Below are 14,423 nucleotides of genomic sequence, written 5' to 3' on the forward strand. Positions count from 1 at the left end.
CCGCTTAGGTCGCCGTTGACTTCCGCTCAGGAAGAAATTCAGGATGCGAATGGGGTTGGATATTCAAGACGTACTGAACCACCTTCAGATTAAGCGCATTCAGTACCGCAGCCCGGAAATCTTCAATCGTATTGAGCTTTTCTTTACGAGCCTCGCGACGCCACGACGTTTTCTCTTGACCAGCCTTTTGCCAGTCCAGAAGTCTGACCAGAGCCCTATGGGCAAATTCTATGCCGTCACCCGAAGCCGTATGCCGAACCCAAATATGATCTGCCTGATGGTCTTCGGATGTTTCCAAATCCCACGTTGTTAGCAGGGATACGACGTCGGAAGACAGACCTGTAATGGGTTCTCCGGAACCATTGGTGTAAACCAATTCCGAAAACCGAACATTCCATGTTTCCGTCTTTTCTCGATCAGATTCTTCAACCTCAACAAGTTCCTCCTTTTTTAATTTTATATGAATTCCGGCACGAGCCCCAATCTTGTACACAACATCTCCCGCAAGTACGCCAAGAAGATTTTCCTTGATTGCTAAATCGTAAGAAATATTGAAATTCGCCTTCGCCTTCTTCATGTGCCGTGCTTCGAACACCATCCACATGGAATGGAATTTCCATGCGATTAGGAGAGAAGAGCCTATCATATCGGCATAGTTTTTGAGCTTTTCAAAGTAATCAGGGCGAAACGATAGTGTTTGAGCCTTCTTGCTCTTAATTTCTATAAGGACAGGCCGCTCGTCCTTTTGTGTTGAGAAATGAGCAAGCATGTCAGGCACCTGATAACGCTGACGGGATGCCTTCGGCATCTGATGTTGGTCAAGTTTGTGAATCAGATCGCATTTGCCCAGCCAAGAGCATAAAACGGCAAATTCGTCTTCTACAGGCAGACCAATATCAAGTCGCCGCACTCGCTCTGCAACCAAACTGGCATCAGCATCCCAACCCAACTCTTCTAGGGTCTCGTGAATTAGTCTTTCTAGATCGTCCGGTCTATCAGCCACATTTCAACCCTGATTGTTCGTTGTCCTCCCACTTTTATGTAACGAAACTTGATCTGGAACAAGACCGCAGGTAGCACTTGCATAAGACCGCAACCCGTCCCATCATGCTGTCATGACAACAGTTTACACAGGTTCAGCAATAGGCGTCCGCGCGATGTCCGAAGATCAACGTGCCAAGACGCGGGAGGAACTGGCGTGGCTGGAGACCGATCTGATACGCCGCCGCAAGCGTCTAGCCTACTGGACCTTCCGCAAGCATCAGGCCGAAACCATGTCCGGCATTCCCGAGGACTTGCGGGAGGGTGCATTCTACTTCCATGCCCGTGCGCAAGAGCTGGTGAACTCCGGCGAGCGCCTGCGGGCCTATCTGGTGATTGAACTGCAAGAGCAACCCGACCACCTGCCCGCCTACCACTACGCCCACTAACGTCCCTTTGCGGAGGCCCCGATGGACTTGCAGGCCGAACTGGACCGGTTACGCGAACGCGCCGCGACGCTGGGAGACACCATTCAAGACATGGACTACCAGATGGAACGGGCCATGCATGCCGTGGCCTCCGAAACACAGGATGTCGGGCGTGCGATGACCGTGCTCAGCGAGCGGCATAACGCCCAGTTGGGTCTCATGTTCGATCTCGGCAAGGTAACCGCGCAGATCGAGGATCTGGAAAATCGTCTGCGTGAGCTGGACGAGCGCCCCCGTGAACAAACTATTGCGGAAGAATGGGATAAACTCGTGTCACCGGTCGAGGACCGTTTGGATTGGTTACATTCGCCGCTCGCCGGTGATGGCAATGATCATAGTAAGCGGCGTTCTCACGATGAGAGCGAACCGCGAACGCGAGATGACGCGCCGCGTGGAGAACAAGAGCAGGAAGATTATCTGGATTTGTGGAAGCGGTAATTTGAAAGCCTTGATCTTATTTAAGGTTTGCGAATTATATGAGCGTCGTGCATCCCGATGAAGCCCATTTTGATTTTCGATAATTATTTAGGTCTCCGTGCGCCTCAAACATTTCTATTTTAGCGAATAGCCGGAATTGAGACATAAGCCTATGGTGAGTGCCGCCTTGCGAAGTGACGCTAACGTCGAATTCCTATTGCAAACACCAGCAATAGTCCCTGCGGCCCTACTAGTTTGAGCGTCAATGCAGTCGGGGCGTTGTCTTATCACCCCGACTGTGCCAACTCTGGAAAGTCCTGCGCGGTACACCGCCAATGGAATCTATTCGGCAGAGACGAAAAATGTATAGATCGTCGAAGCTAAGCAAGATTTAGTCAACGAGGTTAGATCTAATCCAAAGGGGCTCGATACCGATTGAAGACCAACCGTCTGCTGTCGAGTGAACGAACACTTCATCTCCACGCATGAAGGTCTTCAACGTGGGAAACTGTGTCCCGGGACCTGCTCGCCCATTTGTGCCATCTATGTTCACGATCCGACGGGTGACAGGTTTGATCCATTTGCTGTAGATCCAATATTCGAGGGAGTTGGCAATTTTAAACCACCCGTTATGTTCGCGGAAAATACGGATAATCGCACCCACGTCCAACGGCCCCTGACCTTGAACAACAGCAAAGCTGGCTCCCGCGCCTGCTCTAACATTCAATGAATCTGTCGTCACAACACCGAAAGATGGAATCTCAACCAGATGAGGCAATCCAGCGCCGTCGAGAATCTGTTGAACCAACGGGAGAAAATTCTGTTGGCAGTCTTGCACCCGATTGCCCCCGAAAAATCCCGTCCCTGGGCACGATTTTGCCGCGCCTAAGCCATTCTTTCGCTCACCGGTATTGAGGTCATACCAGTGGTGATAAACAATGTTGTTCGTCGTTACGGGGTTCAGTCCAAATTTCCGCGCAAGCGATGCTGTAGCGCGCAAGATGCTGTTTCTCTGGGATTCAGCCATATCATCCTGGCCGGTATCAAAATCACCTACATTTTCAATACAAATAGAGCCGGAGTTGTTCCCATATATACAGGCGGGCACCTGATTGAGAGGTCTGCCTGTGACAACATCACCATCCGGAAATATCGAAAAGTGTTGCCCAATATCTGACCAGCCGTTGTGGTTTACATGATGGTCTCTCATCCCTTTCTGCATGCTGAGATGATTTTCACCAGTAAATTGAGCATATCTAGGGCTCCAAGTATGGTGCTGTTGAATCTTGTTGATGGTTCGAGAAACAGAGATTGAGGCTATCCATTTTTCAAAATCTTCAATAGAAAACCTTGTGAAGCCGTATTGCGTCTGCATGTCACGCGCCCCTTTTAGTTAAATTTGAAATCTAAAAATGCCTTGGCGATGCAATGATGCGAAATTGTTATCGAAACGCGCCCAAAAGTTCCTTCGTTCGCTCGCCTGATTGCGCATAAGCTGCGTCTAGATCTCCTTTAAGAGCCTGCTTCGACGGTTCGTCCAACCTGCGCCATCCGTCCTGAGCCGCAAACAGCCAGTTGTAGCGGGCTTCACTGTCCTGCGTGGTCGCAGCGCGACCAATTGCCAATTTTGTCACCTCGGGGTCTCCAAGGTCGAAGAGGAATTCGGTCGCGTAAATCCGCACAGTGCGATCACGGTCACCAGCCAAGTCGAGCAGCGCGTCGCGATTGTCCGTTGAAAGAAGCGGAGCAACAATTACACCTTGCGCCTTGTCACGCCGCAGCATCTCGGTCAAAGCGACCGCTACACCAAGCTTCGTTCTATAGTTTTCTTCTTTGGCGTCGAGCAAACTCAGAACTTCCGGAACTTTCTCCGGAGGAACCGCTGACAAGGCACTACGAGCCGCACGGCGAATCTCGGTCACATCAGAATTGAGCTCAACCGCTGTCTTGAGAATATCAATTTCCGCGGTTTTTTCACTGGGCGGAAGTTCTTGCGCAAACGCGCTTCGGATACCCGATATCAACTGCGCAAAACCCATCAAAGTTGGAGCAGATGCTATCGGTGCATCACACGGATCCGCACGTTTCCCGCCCCATCGGCCTATAACGCGATCGCCTTGACGTGTGTCTATCACTTCCCAGTCTTCCCCGGCTTTTCGGAGAACCCAATCCAGTGGTTTTTTTGCTCCCATACCGTTTTCAATACAACTCACCGGTATACCGATAGTGACCAAAGGTGCCGTTTCTTCGTCCGGAGGCTCCAATTTAAAGGATGCAATCTCTACCTCCTTTGTTTGATCGCCAAAAATAGCGAAAGAAAATAGATCGGACCTGTTGATTACTGTGCTTCCGACGACAGTCTGGCCAAAGACGAGTGAGATTTTTGTCGGCGGGCCAGGGATATCCCGAACTGACCCCCGTACGTAGTCTTTGCCCCGCGCACTCATCTCATCGATAATGCGCTGATGGTCGGCGCTGCGTTGATGTTCTAGGAAGGCCGTCAACACTAAAGCCAGAGCCGCAACGCCTGCTAAAACAAAAATCTTTCCGCGCATGGTCGCTTGGCCTCCGAACGCTGCCAGAATAATCGCGATACCAGCGCTGAGTAGCAAACTACCATTAGCTTGCAGTTGCCAATTGCCGACATGTCCTGCAAGGGCACCCGCAACAAGAAGGGCACCCATAATCATTGCGAGCCAGACAAACGGAGTGATTTTGTCTGGAAAGCTGATTTCGACGAGTGACAATTGTTGTCCACCACCGGACTTTCCGACGTCAACTGGCTCAGCCACCGGACCTGGTTGAAGATCTGCCATGCGATATCCTCCGACATCCAAGTATATAAGTTGATTTAAGAGTTAAGTTTCGAATTTGGCTTTAATTAATGATGCAATTGAGAATTTAAGTAAAATTTATCGCTCAATATTACTAACGAACCCATTTATGTCGATGACTGTAGACAACAGCGTCGAACAATTCATTGGTTCCACTTTTACAAGCTGCCTTATGCACTTCTCGCGAGATGCTTTGCCAACCCGAGCCTTCCAAATCAGCCTCAATAGTGTCTGCCATCATCAGGGGCTTACCTAGATGAGTGCGCCATAGAGCCCAATCTTCTCGAATGGCGGCGGCAATTCGCGCTTTAGTGTAGGTTTTGCCTAGGAATTTATCTGATTTAGATACGTCGAAAACGTCTTCGTAAGTTTCGTCAGAATAAGCCTTTTCATCCCATTTAATACCAAGTGGCCCAGTGTAATCGACGGCAACCCCGTTACGAAACCAAGTGTTTCTTGGCTGACGACCTTTATCAGTGTCATTTAGCCCTGAACAACCATTCGGATAGGCGCGCGACGAATTGCAGCGGCTTTCCACCACGCTTCCAGCGACCGCAAACTGCGCGCCATTAGAGCTAATGACGTGCGAGCGAAGTTCCGCTAGACAAGTCGGCATCTGGCTGTCATTGGCACCTACCGCGCGGCAGGCCTGGACACTCCAACTCGCAAGTTGCTGTGCAGAAGGCTGCAAAAGGATCACCTGCGCGCGCAAGGGTGGGAAAGCCTTTTTGCCGGCGTCAGCTGAAGCATATACGCAGCGTTTGGTAGGGAATCCCTCATATCCGGGAACTGTGACGTCTTCGCAGTTTCCTCCCCCTTCCAAGTAACGAGAGCGAGTGACAAGTGCCCACGCGGCCATTTCGGTTGGAAAAAAAGAATCAGAAACGGGAAAGTTTGGAGTTGCACCCAAAGGCGAGCACTGGAACTCCGCATAGGCGGGTGTTGAAGCGACGCCTGCGACCACCATCGACCACATAAACTTGGTTAGAAAGAATGCCTTTGACACTGTTTAAGCCTCCCCAAATAAATGTGCATCCTCGCGCTTAATCGTGAGCGGAAATTGATACGGCCTCGCATATTCTTGACGCTCAATCGTGGGCATAAGCGATATCTTCCACCTTCGGCAAAACACGAGATGCTGCACTCAGCGTCCCCTCGGCGTTGAGCAAAGGAATCTGATGCAGAAACGTCTCCGCCTCCAGTGCCGCCAGCCGCTCTTCCAATGTCGGATGCGTGGAGAACAGCGAGCCAGCGGCAATCCCCCGGAACATCAACCGGGCTTCCTTGCGCTCAAAATCACTCAAGTCCGGCCCATTATGCAGCTTGTCCAGCGCCGCGATCATGTGTTCCTTGCTGGTCAGCGCCGCGCCGAACGCATCGGCCCAGTATTCGCGCTTGCGCGACAGGCTAAGCACATACAGTTCCGACACCCATGTAAGGAACCAGCGGCCCCAACGTTGCATCGTCTCGGAGAAGCCGAGATACCAGACGAGCGAGTTCTGGAACGAGCGTGCCAGCCCCATGCGGCGCATGTCGTTGTTGGCGATGTGGCCAAGTTCGTGGCCGATGATCGCATCCACTTCCGCTACGCTCAGAGTATCGAGTAGCGGCTGGCCGACCACCACCATGGCGTTGTCCGCATTGGAGCCAATAGCGTAGGCGTTGTTGTGCGGCATGGTGCCGACCCACGGGCGGGCGCTTAGGCCGAGACGTGCGGCGAGAATGTAGACGCGTTGGGCCAGCGGATCGTCTTCGTTCAGAAGGGTAATGCCGTGATCCTTAAGCGCGTTCTCACGCTGGCGGCCCAGTCCCACCAATCCCCAGACCGTGCCCCACAGCGGCACGGCAAGAAAACCACCAAAGGCACTACCTGCCGCCACGCCCAGCCCGATACCGAGCGGCGCGGAAATCAGGCTGCCCCATACGAGACCCGCCCAACTGCCGGCGACGAGCCCGAGCCAGGTCGGAAACGTGCTATGCTTGAGAGGTGTCTGCTCTGTCATCTCATTCCCCCTTGGTCATCATGCCGATACGTTGCCTGCAATTTTCGCTTTTCTCGTGAACCACGAGCTGCGTCTTGAACGGGCGCAGCCCTGCAATGTCGGTGATACCGTAGCGCCAGCCTTCGCCCTGCCAGCCGCCAAGCAGTTCCTTGATCTCGTCATGCGTCATCAGCGGCCGCCCCAGAAATTGGATGCCCTCGGTCATTGAAAACCCGCTGTTGGTTGAGCCGTCGCCCATCTGACCGCTCAGATGCGAGGACACGTTGGTGCTGGAGCTGGTGGTTCGGATGGCGTGGGTTTTATGGCCAAGATAGTCACCCACCATCTTGGCGGTCTCGTTGTCATTAATGCCAAAGAATTGCTTGACCGCGCAATTGAGGAACGGACGCCAACTGTTGCCGGGATAGTGTTGCTCAATGGAATAGATATCTTGCAAGAAAAACCATAGGCGTACCCCTGCCCCCGCATGGGTGCGGATAGCATCGCGGAATTCAGGGAACGGGCCGATGTTGAGGAATTCGTCCAGCACGAACAGCACCGGAATGTCGGGAACGCGCGGGTTGGCCAGCATGGCATCAAGCGCAGCCTTGAGAACGACCCGCAGGTAACCGGAAAACGTCTGCATCATATGGAAGGGGATTTCGATATAGACCGTCGCGGTATGGTCCTTGAGGCTTTCAAAGCTTACATCGTTACCATCGACGCTATTCCGGATATCGATATCCCGCCACTCATGGAGCTTGCTGGCCAGCGTTTCTTCCAGAACCTTGAGACCGCGTTCTGCATTCTTGGCAAGCAGCGCACGTCCGGCGTCTGCGGAGGATGGATGCCGCGCCATCCTCTCCGCCCAAGCCAGCAAACTCTCTCCCTTCAATACGGCGAGATCGCTGACCGTCGCGAGCGTCCGCCGATGAGGCGGCGCATTGTCGCGGACGTGCATGATGAACCCCGTCATGATCCCCACCGCGTCGTCCATAAAGAACGATGAGGCGTGGGGGTCTCGCGGAAACATCATCTGCGCTATGGCACGGGCATCAGACTGTCTTTTGATACGGCTTAGCGGGTCGAAGCGGTGCACGGGCTTGCCGGACCCGTTATCGAGCGGCGCAATCCGGTATACCGGCCCGAGCGTGCTGCGCCATTTCGAGGTCGCCTCGAACAGTTCGCCTTTCGGGTCGAGCACCACGCAACTGCCCTGGTAACGCAGCAGGTTGGGAATGATCGTGGTGAGCGCTTTGCCGGAGCGGGTTGGCGCGATGGTTAGCAGGTGGCCGTCGCCATCCCAGTGCACGAATCCAGAAGGGCTCGCTTGGTTGTCGTCAGTGAAGCTGCCGAGCAGGATCGAGCGGGGATCATTGAAGGCAGCGCGATCGCGCAGGTGGGATTTGAGGTCGGCGGACGTGGGCCAGCGGGCGGAACCATAGAGAGGTGGCGGGTCGGCAAGCTGGCGTTCGCGTTCCTCGCGGGCAATGCGGTCGCGTTCGGCCCGCTCCAGCCGTGGGCCGGGGTCGCGGCCCACGCGAATGTCGGCTTCTACGGCGTCAGCCACCTCAGGGCCGTAACGCTCCTCAACCTCGTGTCGTGCGAAACGAGCTTTGAGATTGCGTCCGGCTTTAAAACCCCATTTTCCCCATTTGGCGGCGAGGCTGAAGCTGCGCTCCAGATCACCGAAGGGATCAAACTTGCTCATGTGACTGCCCCCAGCCTAGAAATCGAGAATATCAATCAGAAAGTGAAAATCAATCGAAATTCGCGTCGCAATCTTGCAAGAAAACGGCAACAGACTACATAGTAGCGGTATGAAGCCGGGGGTGAGATGCCAAGCGTTTTCTTTTCTTATTCGCACATCGATGAAGCTTTACGTGACCAACTCGAAAAACAGCTTGCCATGCTCAAGCGGCAGGGCGTGATCGAGACATGGCATGACCGCCGTATTGGCGCGGGTCAGGACATTCACGCAAGTATTGACGACCATATCAATACAGACGACATCATCCTCTTGCTGGTGAGCGCTGATTTCATTGCGTCGGACTACTGCTACGACATTGAAATGCAGCGCGCGATGGAGCGTCACGAACGCAACGAAGCCATCGTCATTCCTGTCATCCTCCGCGCCTGTGACTGGCATTCGGCACCCTTTGGAAAACTCAATGCTGTTCCTCGTGATGGGAAGCCTATTACCCAGTGGACCGATATTGACGAGGCCATGCTGCAAGTCGCCAAGGCCGTGCGCGAGGCAAGCGCGCGATTTATGTCAAATCCTGTGACAGAGGTTCGTTCGCAGTCACCCCAGCGTCCAGCGGATATAGACCGCACTGGTCTGCGTTCCAGCAACATGCGCCTCACCAAAACCTTTACCCAAAGGGAAAAAGACCAGTTTAAGCTCGATACGTTTGAGTATATCGCGCGCTTCTTCGAAAACTCATTATCGGAACTAGGAGAACGGAATCGAGGGTATGAAGGCGTTTTCCGTAGGATTGATGCCAATCGCTTTTTTGCCACCATCTATCGCGATGGCAAGGATGTGGCACGCGGAACCGTTTATATCGGCGGGGATGTATGGGGTCGGGGTATTTGCTACGTGGAGGGAGAAACCACGGCTAGCAACAGTACGAATGAGTCACTCAGCGTCGAGTCGGACGACCAGACGCTTTATCTGAAAAGTATGGGGATGGCCTCGTTCGGAGGAAGTCGTGAGCAGAAGCTGTCCCAGGAGGGTGCTGCCGAACTCCTCTGGGGCATCCTTATCGGCCGTCTTCAAAACAGCTCATATTGAGGAGATTCCCATGCTAGCGCCTCAAGAGTTTACAGTTGGAAGCTTTGCGACCGCCACACCTTCGAGCCTCATCTTACCTCGCAGCGCATCAGAATTTCCCATGTTAGTGGGACATATTGATGGTATTCTCGCCGGAGCCATCTTGTCTGAACAGTATGCATTTGAGTGTATTGAGGGTGATCCTTCGGGCAACTGGGCCGGACTAATCATTCCAGATGTACGAGTGGAGGTTGACGAAACCAGCGTTTTCGCGGCCGATCATATAGCCGGTGCACCAGGTACAATGATCCGATCTGACACACGCCTACTCCTCCGTGTAAAACGTGACCGTTCACAGGTAAGCGAAAGGGCAATCACTCTACACGAAGAACTGCCGCCAACCGACGACCGCCGGGCGGGCTTCCAGCATTGGCAAATCGTCATTGGTGAAGGTGTCGAAAAGCGCGTTCTCTGGAAAACACAACAATAGAGGGTGCAAGAGGTGATCGCGTTGCTATCGCAGGCCCCTTCGCCGAAGTCTACCGATAACAGAATCATGCAAAAAAATCCTGATCAGAGTTGCGTAATCGGCACATTTTTCTTTTTAAAATATAGATTTGCAATGGAAGGTTGACTCCGACCTCGAACCCGTTGTTACTACACATGGCTTCGGGGTTTATTTATGCTATTGAATAGAACGATTTATATTTCGCTTGCCGTATTACTCTTAAGTTTCAACATCTCCCTCGCACAGTCGATTCCGTCAACTGTCGCGCCGGGACGGGAAGCAGAACAGTTCCGTCAACCGGAGAGGCCGCTGTCGCGGCCTCCTACACCAACCATTCAATTAGAAGGCGCAACGGCTCCCGAAGGAGCCTCCGCTGTTTCTCTTGTTGTCACGCGAATTAATGTCGAAGGCTCAACGGTCTACTCCGCACAGCAACTGGCAGCCTTCACATCTGGTCTGACCGGCAAGCGTATTTCACTTCAAGAGGTCTACGACGTAGCCAGCAGACTCACCGGCAAGTACGGTGGCGATGGTTACGTGTTCTCGCGCGCAATCATCCCTCCGCAAGCTCTCGATCCAAATGGCGCAGTGATCACACTTCAGGTCATTGAAGGTTACGTTGATCACGTCGAATGGCCGGAAGATCTAGCGGGGCGTTATCCGAGTCTCTTTGCAGCCTATACAGCAAAAATAACGGCCGCTCGTCCGGCAAACATAAAGACCATTGAGCGCTACCTGCTGCTTGCGAACGACCTGCCGGGCTTGACGGTTCGTTCCCGCTTCGAAGCGTCCAAGGCCAATTCAGGTGCGACCACCCTCAAGGTTGAACTGGACCGTAAACCGTTCGCATGGAGCGTACAGATAGACAACCGGGGCACCAAGGGCCGTGGCCCTTGGCAGTATTTGACGTCGGTGGAAGCTAATAATGCACTCGGACTGCAAGAGCGTATGGGGCTTGTTTATGCGGGCTCCTTCGATACCGAGGAGCTGCAATACGTTGCCGGTAACGTCAGTGTTCTTTTGAACGCCGAAGGTCTGACCTCGTTCAGTTCGATCAGTTACAGCAAGGGCGATCCGGGAATTTACGAGTTGCGTCAACTGGGATATGGCGGCGAAAGCTTCAGTTTTGAAACCGGACTCTCCTATCCGCTTCTCCGCTCGCGTGACGCAAACCTCATTCTGTCCGGAAGCTTCTTCCTTGAAGATTCACACGGCGAAACCGACAATCTTCTGATTAGCCGGGATCGCATCCGTGGTTTCCGCCTCAAAGCCGACTATGAAAACGCCGACGAATATAACGGGATCAATCAAGCCCGCCTCACGTTGTCGCAAGGCATCAGCGGCTTAGGGGCCACCCATGCCGACAATCCCTACGCCTCCCGCGACAAGGGCAAACCAGACTTCACGTCTGTCAGCCTGTATCTGAGCCGTCTGCAAGGATTGGGATCAGGTTTTAGCATCTTTGGTGCCGTCAAGGGCAGCTATTCTTTTAATCCCCTCCTGGCCGCGGAAGAATGCAGCTACGGCGGGCGTTTCGCCGGAAGGGCCTTTGATCCTTCGGAGTTGACAGGCGATCGGTGCTTCACCGCGCTCGCGGAACTTCGCTACGACCTGCCAGAATTGGCTCCGGATATTTCGCAGGCTCAACTCTACCAATTCGTTGATTTCGGCTCCGTTCACCGGATCGACCCAGCCGCAGGAGAGGACAGAAGCGCTGACGGATCGTCCGCGGGCATTGGCTTTCGGACAGGTTGGCAAAATCACCTCAACATGGATGTCAGCGCGGCCAAGCCGCTCCACGGCCGGAGCGACAAGGACTGGCGCTTTTTTCTTGCGGTAAACACCCGTTTCTAGGGGGATAGAATGCGTTTTTGGCGACTTTGCTTAGCAAGTACGGCCCTTGTACCACTGACCGGTCAACCGCTCTGGGCAAATCCCTTGGACGGCAACGTCGTGCAGGGACAAGCGACCATTCAGGGCGCGGGTACAAACGATTTAACCGTGACACAGCACACGGATCGCGCCGCAATCGAATGGAGAAGTTTCGATATTGAAAACGGTGAGCGCACCCGTTTCGTCCAACCGTCCGAGAGCAGTGTCATTCTCAATCGCATCACCGGCAGTCAAGCGGCCTCCCGTATTTATGGCACACTGGAATCCAACGGCACGGTCTACCTCATCAACCCCGATGGTGTGCTTTTTGGGCCATCCGCTACGGTAAATACGGGCAGCCTACTTGCGACGACCCACGACATTACCGATACTGATTTTATGGCCGGACGTGATCGCTTCTCATTAACGACCGATGCGCGGGCATCGGTGGTGAATGAAGGTTTGATTACTGTTCGTGACGGCGGATTCGCCGCCCTTGTTGCTCCCGGTGTGCGCAACGACGGTGTCATCACCGCCAATTATGGCTCCATCGGCATGTCGGCGGTTGGGAACCAGTTTTCTCTCGATTTACGCGGCGACGAACTCATCAACTTCGCCGTCAGCGACGAAATTGCCGAAGACGTCAAGGATGTGAAAACCGGGCAAACTCTGTCCAGCCTTGTCGAAAACAAGGGTAAGCTGAAAGCGGATGGCGGGCGCGTTGCTTTGACCGCAGCAACAGCCCGTAAGGTGGTTGATAGCGTGATCAACACCAGCGGCGTGATCGAGGCTAATACGGTCGCCTCCACGGGCGGCAAGATTATCCTCGGGGCCGCAACGGCTGGCACCAAGGCAGCCGGTTCTCCCAAGCAGGTGGTGCGCGTGTCCGGCAAGGTCAGTGCCGCTGGCAAAAAAGCGTCTGAAAAAGGCGGCACCGTTCAAATTACGGGTGAAGCTGCACTTCTGAGTAAGGCGACAATTGACGCGAGCGGTGGCGTAGGTGGCGGTAAGATACTGGTCGGCGGCGACTATAAAGGTGGTGAGCGTATCGCGGACGCTCCGATCGCCTACGAGGATTACCTTATCCCGACATCCGATTACGTCTATCTGGACAGCGCCACCACATTAAACGCATCGGCTATATCGAAAGGAAATGGCGGGAAGGTTATTCTTTGGGGTAATCAGGCGAACCTGTTCACAGGAAGCGTTATCAATACAGGCGGCGTCCATGGCGGCACTGGCGGGTTCGTGGAAGTGTCCAGCCCCAACAGCCTGTCGTTCGCTGGAAACGTTAATACGGGCGTGGGTGGGCAGCTTCTGCTTGACCCACACAATCTGATTATCGGGGCGTCCGACCTGGGATACACCGACAACAACTCGACCGTTGATCGCTGGCTAATGCCGCAATTCTACAATCCAAGTTCAACATCGTACATTTCCGCCGCAACCATCGAAAGCATCATGCGGACCAATGGTATGGTCACGTTGTTTATGAGTTCCGGCACGTCCGATAAACGCGGGCTGGTCTCCATCGACAGCGACATTATCGCTCCCGCCGGAAATACCAATCTCTGGATTATTCAGGGCACGGGATTTGAACTGAGCGTGCATTTGAATGCAGTGGTGGATTTCAGCGCATCCACCGGACAGTTCCGGATCGGCTCGACCGTTGCGCCTGCCCAGCGTATCACCGCCTCCGCCAACGGAAAGATTGTAGGGAATACAGGTTACATCTCGCTTGACGCACTACAGGTCGGCAGCATTTCCGACCCCATACGGGTCGAGGTCGTGCCAGATAGTGATGCTACGGCAGCCAATTACGTTTTCTGCGCAAATTACGGGGTCTGTTCCGATACAGGGACACGCATCACAGTAGCCAACCAGTATGCCGTGAATTCGCAGGAGTTCCGCGACCATGTATTTGTTGTAGTGAGTCTTCGGTTTGACCAGACCATTACGCCGCCGACAAGACCAACCGATCCAGAACCACCTGTTGTGGAACCACAGCCCCCGGTCTATCCTGAAAATCCTATTGCCGGACCCGAACGCCCCACCGGGCCTGAGATGCCGACAACACAGCCAGAAACTCCTACCCAACCTCCGTCAGAAAATCCGTCCGCCTCAGATAACAGTGATTACACTCTTTCGCTGTTAGAAAAACTGCGAGATGCCACAAGTTCTCTAGCAAATTATCTGGCGTCGTATTTCGATGATGTCGCAAATAAAGGTGATTCCAACTATGGAAAAGCGGTCCAAGTCGTAGATAAAGCGGGAGCAATTGGATCCATCGGTGCAACCGTCCACAATTTCAATAGAGACGCGCAAGAAGATCGAAGCAGAATCACAGCTGAACGCGCTGAGCGTGATGCTGCACGGATAATATCTAGTTCATCGAATATGTCCACAAACCCAATAGCCCAAGCGGTTCTTACTGATGAGTATGTGTCCGGAAACTATGGGAAGCTCAAAGGTCAGGAAATCCGCAACGATAATACGATATATGCAAATTTGAATATGTATGGTTCCGATTTTGTGGCCGAAATGCATCGTCAGGGGAGATATTGA

The 14,423-nt window shown here is 53.5% G+C and carries 12 protein-coding genes; 6 read left to right on the forward strand and 6 right to left on the reverse strand.

Annotation, left to right across the window (positions count from 1 at the left end):
- Positions 1 to 4: 4 nt before the first annotated feature.
- Complete coding sequence (locus ACIQUH_RS15675; protein ID WP_400816650.1) at positions 5 to 1,003, reverse strand: restriction endonuclease; 999 nt, start codon at positions 1,001 to 1,003, stop codon at positions 5 to 7.
- Positions 1,004 to 1,157: 154 nt separating this feature from the next.
- Between ACIQUH_RS15675 and ACIQUH_RS15680 the strand changes: the two genes are divergently transcribed.
- On the forward strand, positions 1,158 to 1,430 hold the full coding sequence (locus ACIQUH_RS15680; RefSeq protein WP_400816652.1) for a hypothetical protein: 273 nt from the start codon (positions 1,158 to 1,160) through the stop codon (positions 1,428 to 1,430).
- A gap of 21 nt (positions 1,431 to 1,451) precedes the next feature.
- A complete protein-coding gene (locus ACIQUH_RS15685; RefSeq protein WP_400816654.1) occupies positions 1,452 to 1,907 on the forward strand; it encodes a hypothetical protein in 456 nt (151 codons plus the stop codon).
- Between the two features lie 370 nt (positions 1,908 to 2,277).
- On the opposite strand, the gene ACIQUH_RS15690 is transcribed toward ACIQUH_RS15685, so the two are convergent.
- The 5 genes from ACIQUH_RS15690 to ACIQUH_RS15710 form a co-directional block, all read right to left on the reverse strand.
- Positions 2,278 to 3,261: an N-acetylmuramoyl-L-alanine amidase gene (locus ACIQUH_RS15690; RefSeq protein WP_400816656.1), complete on the reverse strand. Its 984-nt coding sequence runs from the start codon at positions 3,259 to 3,261 to the stop codon at positions 2,278 to 2,280.
- 67 nt (positions 3,262 to 3,328) lie between these two features.
- Positions 3,329 to 4,702 carry a hypothetical protein gene (locus tag ACIQUH_RS15695; RefSeq protein WP_400816658.1) on the reverse strand — a complete coding sequence of 458 codons (1,374 nt, stop codon included), beginning with the start codon at positions 4,700 to 4,702 and terminating at the stop codon, positions 3,329 to 3,331.
- Positions 4,703 to 4,814: 112 nt separating this feature from the next.
- A complete protein-coding gene (locus tag ACIQUH_RS15700) occupies positions 4,815 to 5,726 on the reverse strand; it encodes a hypothetical protein (protein ID WP_400816660.1) in 912 nt (303 codons plus the stop codon).
- 82 nt (positions 5,727 to 5,808) lie between these two features.
- Positions 5,809 to 6,723 (reverse strand): M48 family metalloprotease, encoded by a 915-nt coding sequence (locus ACIQUH_RS15705; protein WP_400816662.1) that lies wholly within the window; start codon positions 6,721 to 6,723, stop codon positions 5,809 to 5,811.
- A gap of 1 nt (position 6,724) precedes the next feature.
- Positions 6,725 to 8,413, reverse strand: coding sequence for a type IV secretory system conjugative DNA transfer family protein (locus ACIQUH_RS15710; protein WP_400816664.1), 1,689 nt, complete (start codon positions 8,411 to 8,413; stop codon positions 6,725 to 6,727).
- Between the two features lie 126 nt (positions 8,414 to 8,539).
- Here ACIQUH_RS15710 and ACIQUH_RS15715 point away from each other — a divergent pair, with 126 nt between their 5' ends.
- The 4 genes from ACIQUH_RS15715 (at position 8,540) to ACIQUH_RS15730 (ending at position 14,423) form a co-directional block, all read left to right on the forward strand.
- The gene (locus tag ACIQUH_RS15715) at positions 8,540 to 9,499 is read left to right on the forward strand and encodes a toll/interleukin-1 receptor domain-containing protein (RefSeq protein ID WP_400816666.1); all 960 of its coding nucleotides are present in this window, start codon (positions 8,540 to 8,542) and stop codon (positions 9,497 to 9,499) included.
- 10 nt (positions 9,500 to 9,509) lie between these two features.
- Positions 9,510 to 9,968 carry a hypothetical protein gene (locus tag ACIQUH_RS15720; protein ID WP_400816668.1) on the forward strand — a complete coding sequence of 153 codons (459 nt, stop codon included), beginning with the start codon at positions 9,510 to 9,512 and terminating at the stop codon, positions 9,966 to 9,968.
- 192 nt (positions 9,969 to 10,160) lie between these two features.
- Entirely contained in the window at positions 10,161 to 11,840 is a 1,680-nt protein-coding gene (locus ACIQUH_RS15725; protein WP_400816670.1) for a ShlB/FhaC/HecB family hemolysin secretion/activation protein, read from the forward strand.
- 84 nt (positions 11,841 to 11,924) lie between these two features.
- Complete coding sequence (locus ACIQUH_RS15730; RefSeq protein WP_400816672.1) at positions 11,925 to 14,423, forward strand: filamentous hemagglutinin N-terminal domain-containing protein; 2,499 nt, start codon at positions 11,925 to 11,927, stop codon at positions 14,421 to 14,423.

The organism is Agrobacterium sp. NPDC090283 (assembly GCF_044769685.1).
Classification (GTDB): Bacteria; Pseudomonadota; Alphaproteobacteria; order Rhizobiales; family Rhizobiaceae; genus Agrobacterium.

What these genes read in the sequence shown, in the direction of transcription:
- ACIQUH_RS15720 (WP_400816668.1), top strand. Translation starts at nt 9,510, where the DNA reads ATGCTAGCGCCTCAAGAGTTTACAGTTGGAAGCTTTGCGACCGCCACA.
- ACIQUH_RS15705 (WP_400816662.1), bottom strand. Translation starts at nt 6,723, where the DNA reads ATGACAGAGCAGACACCTCTCAAGCATAGCACGTTTCCGACCTGGCTC.
- ACIQUH_RS15685 (WP_400816654.1), top strand. Translation starts at nt 1,452, where the DNA reads ATGGACTTGCAGGCCGAACTGGACCGGTTACGCGAACGCGCCGCGACG.
- ACIQUH_RS15690 (WP_400816656.1), bottom strand. Translation starts at nt 3,261, where the DNA reads ATGCAGACGCAATACGGCTTCACAAGGTTTTCTATTGAAGATTTTGAA.
- ACIQUH_RS15725 (WP_400816670.1), top strand. Translation starts at nt 10,161, where the DNA reads ATGCTATTGAATAGAACGATTTATATTTCGCTTGCCGTATTACTCTTA.
- ACIQUH_RS15715 (WP_400816666.1), top strand. Translation starts at nt 8,540, where the DNA reads ATGCCAAGCGTTTTCTTTTCTTATTCGCACATCGATGAAGCTTTACGT.
- ACIQUH_RS15695 (WP_400816658.1), bottom strand. Translation starts at nt 4,702, where the DNA reads ATGGCAGATCTTCAACCAGGTCCGGTGGCTGAGCCAGTTGACGTCGGA.
- ACIQUH_RS15680 (WP_400816652.1), top strand. Translation starts at nt 1,158, where the DNA reads ATGTCCGAAGATCAACGTGCCAAGACGCGGGAGGAACTGGCGTGGCTG.
- ACIQUH_RS15710 (WP_400816664.1), bottom strand. Translation starts at nt 8,413, where the DNA reads ATGAGCAAGTTTGATCCCTTCGGTGATCTGGAGCGCAGCTTCAGCCTC.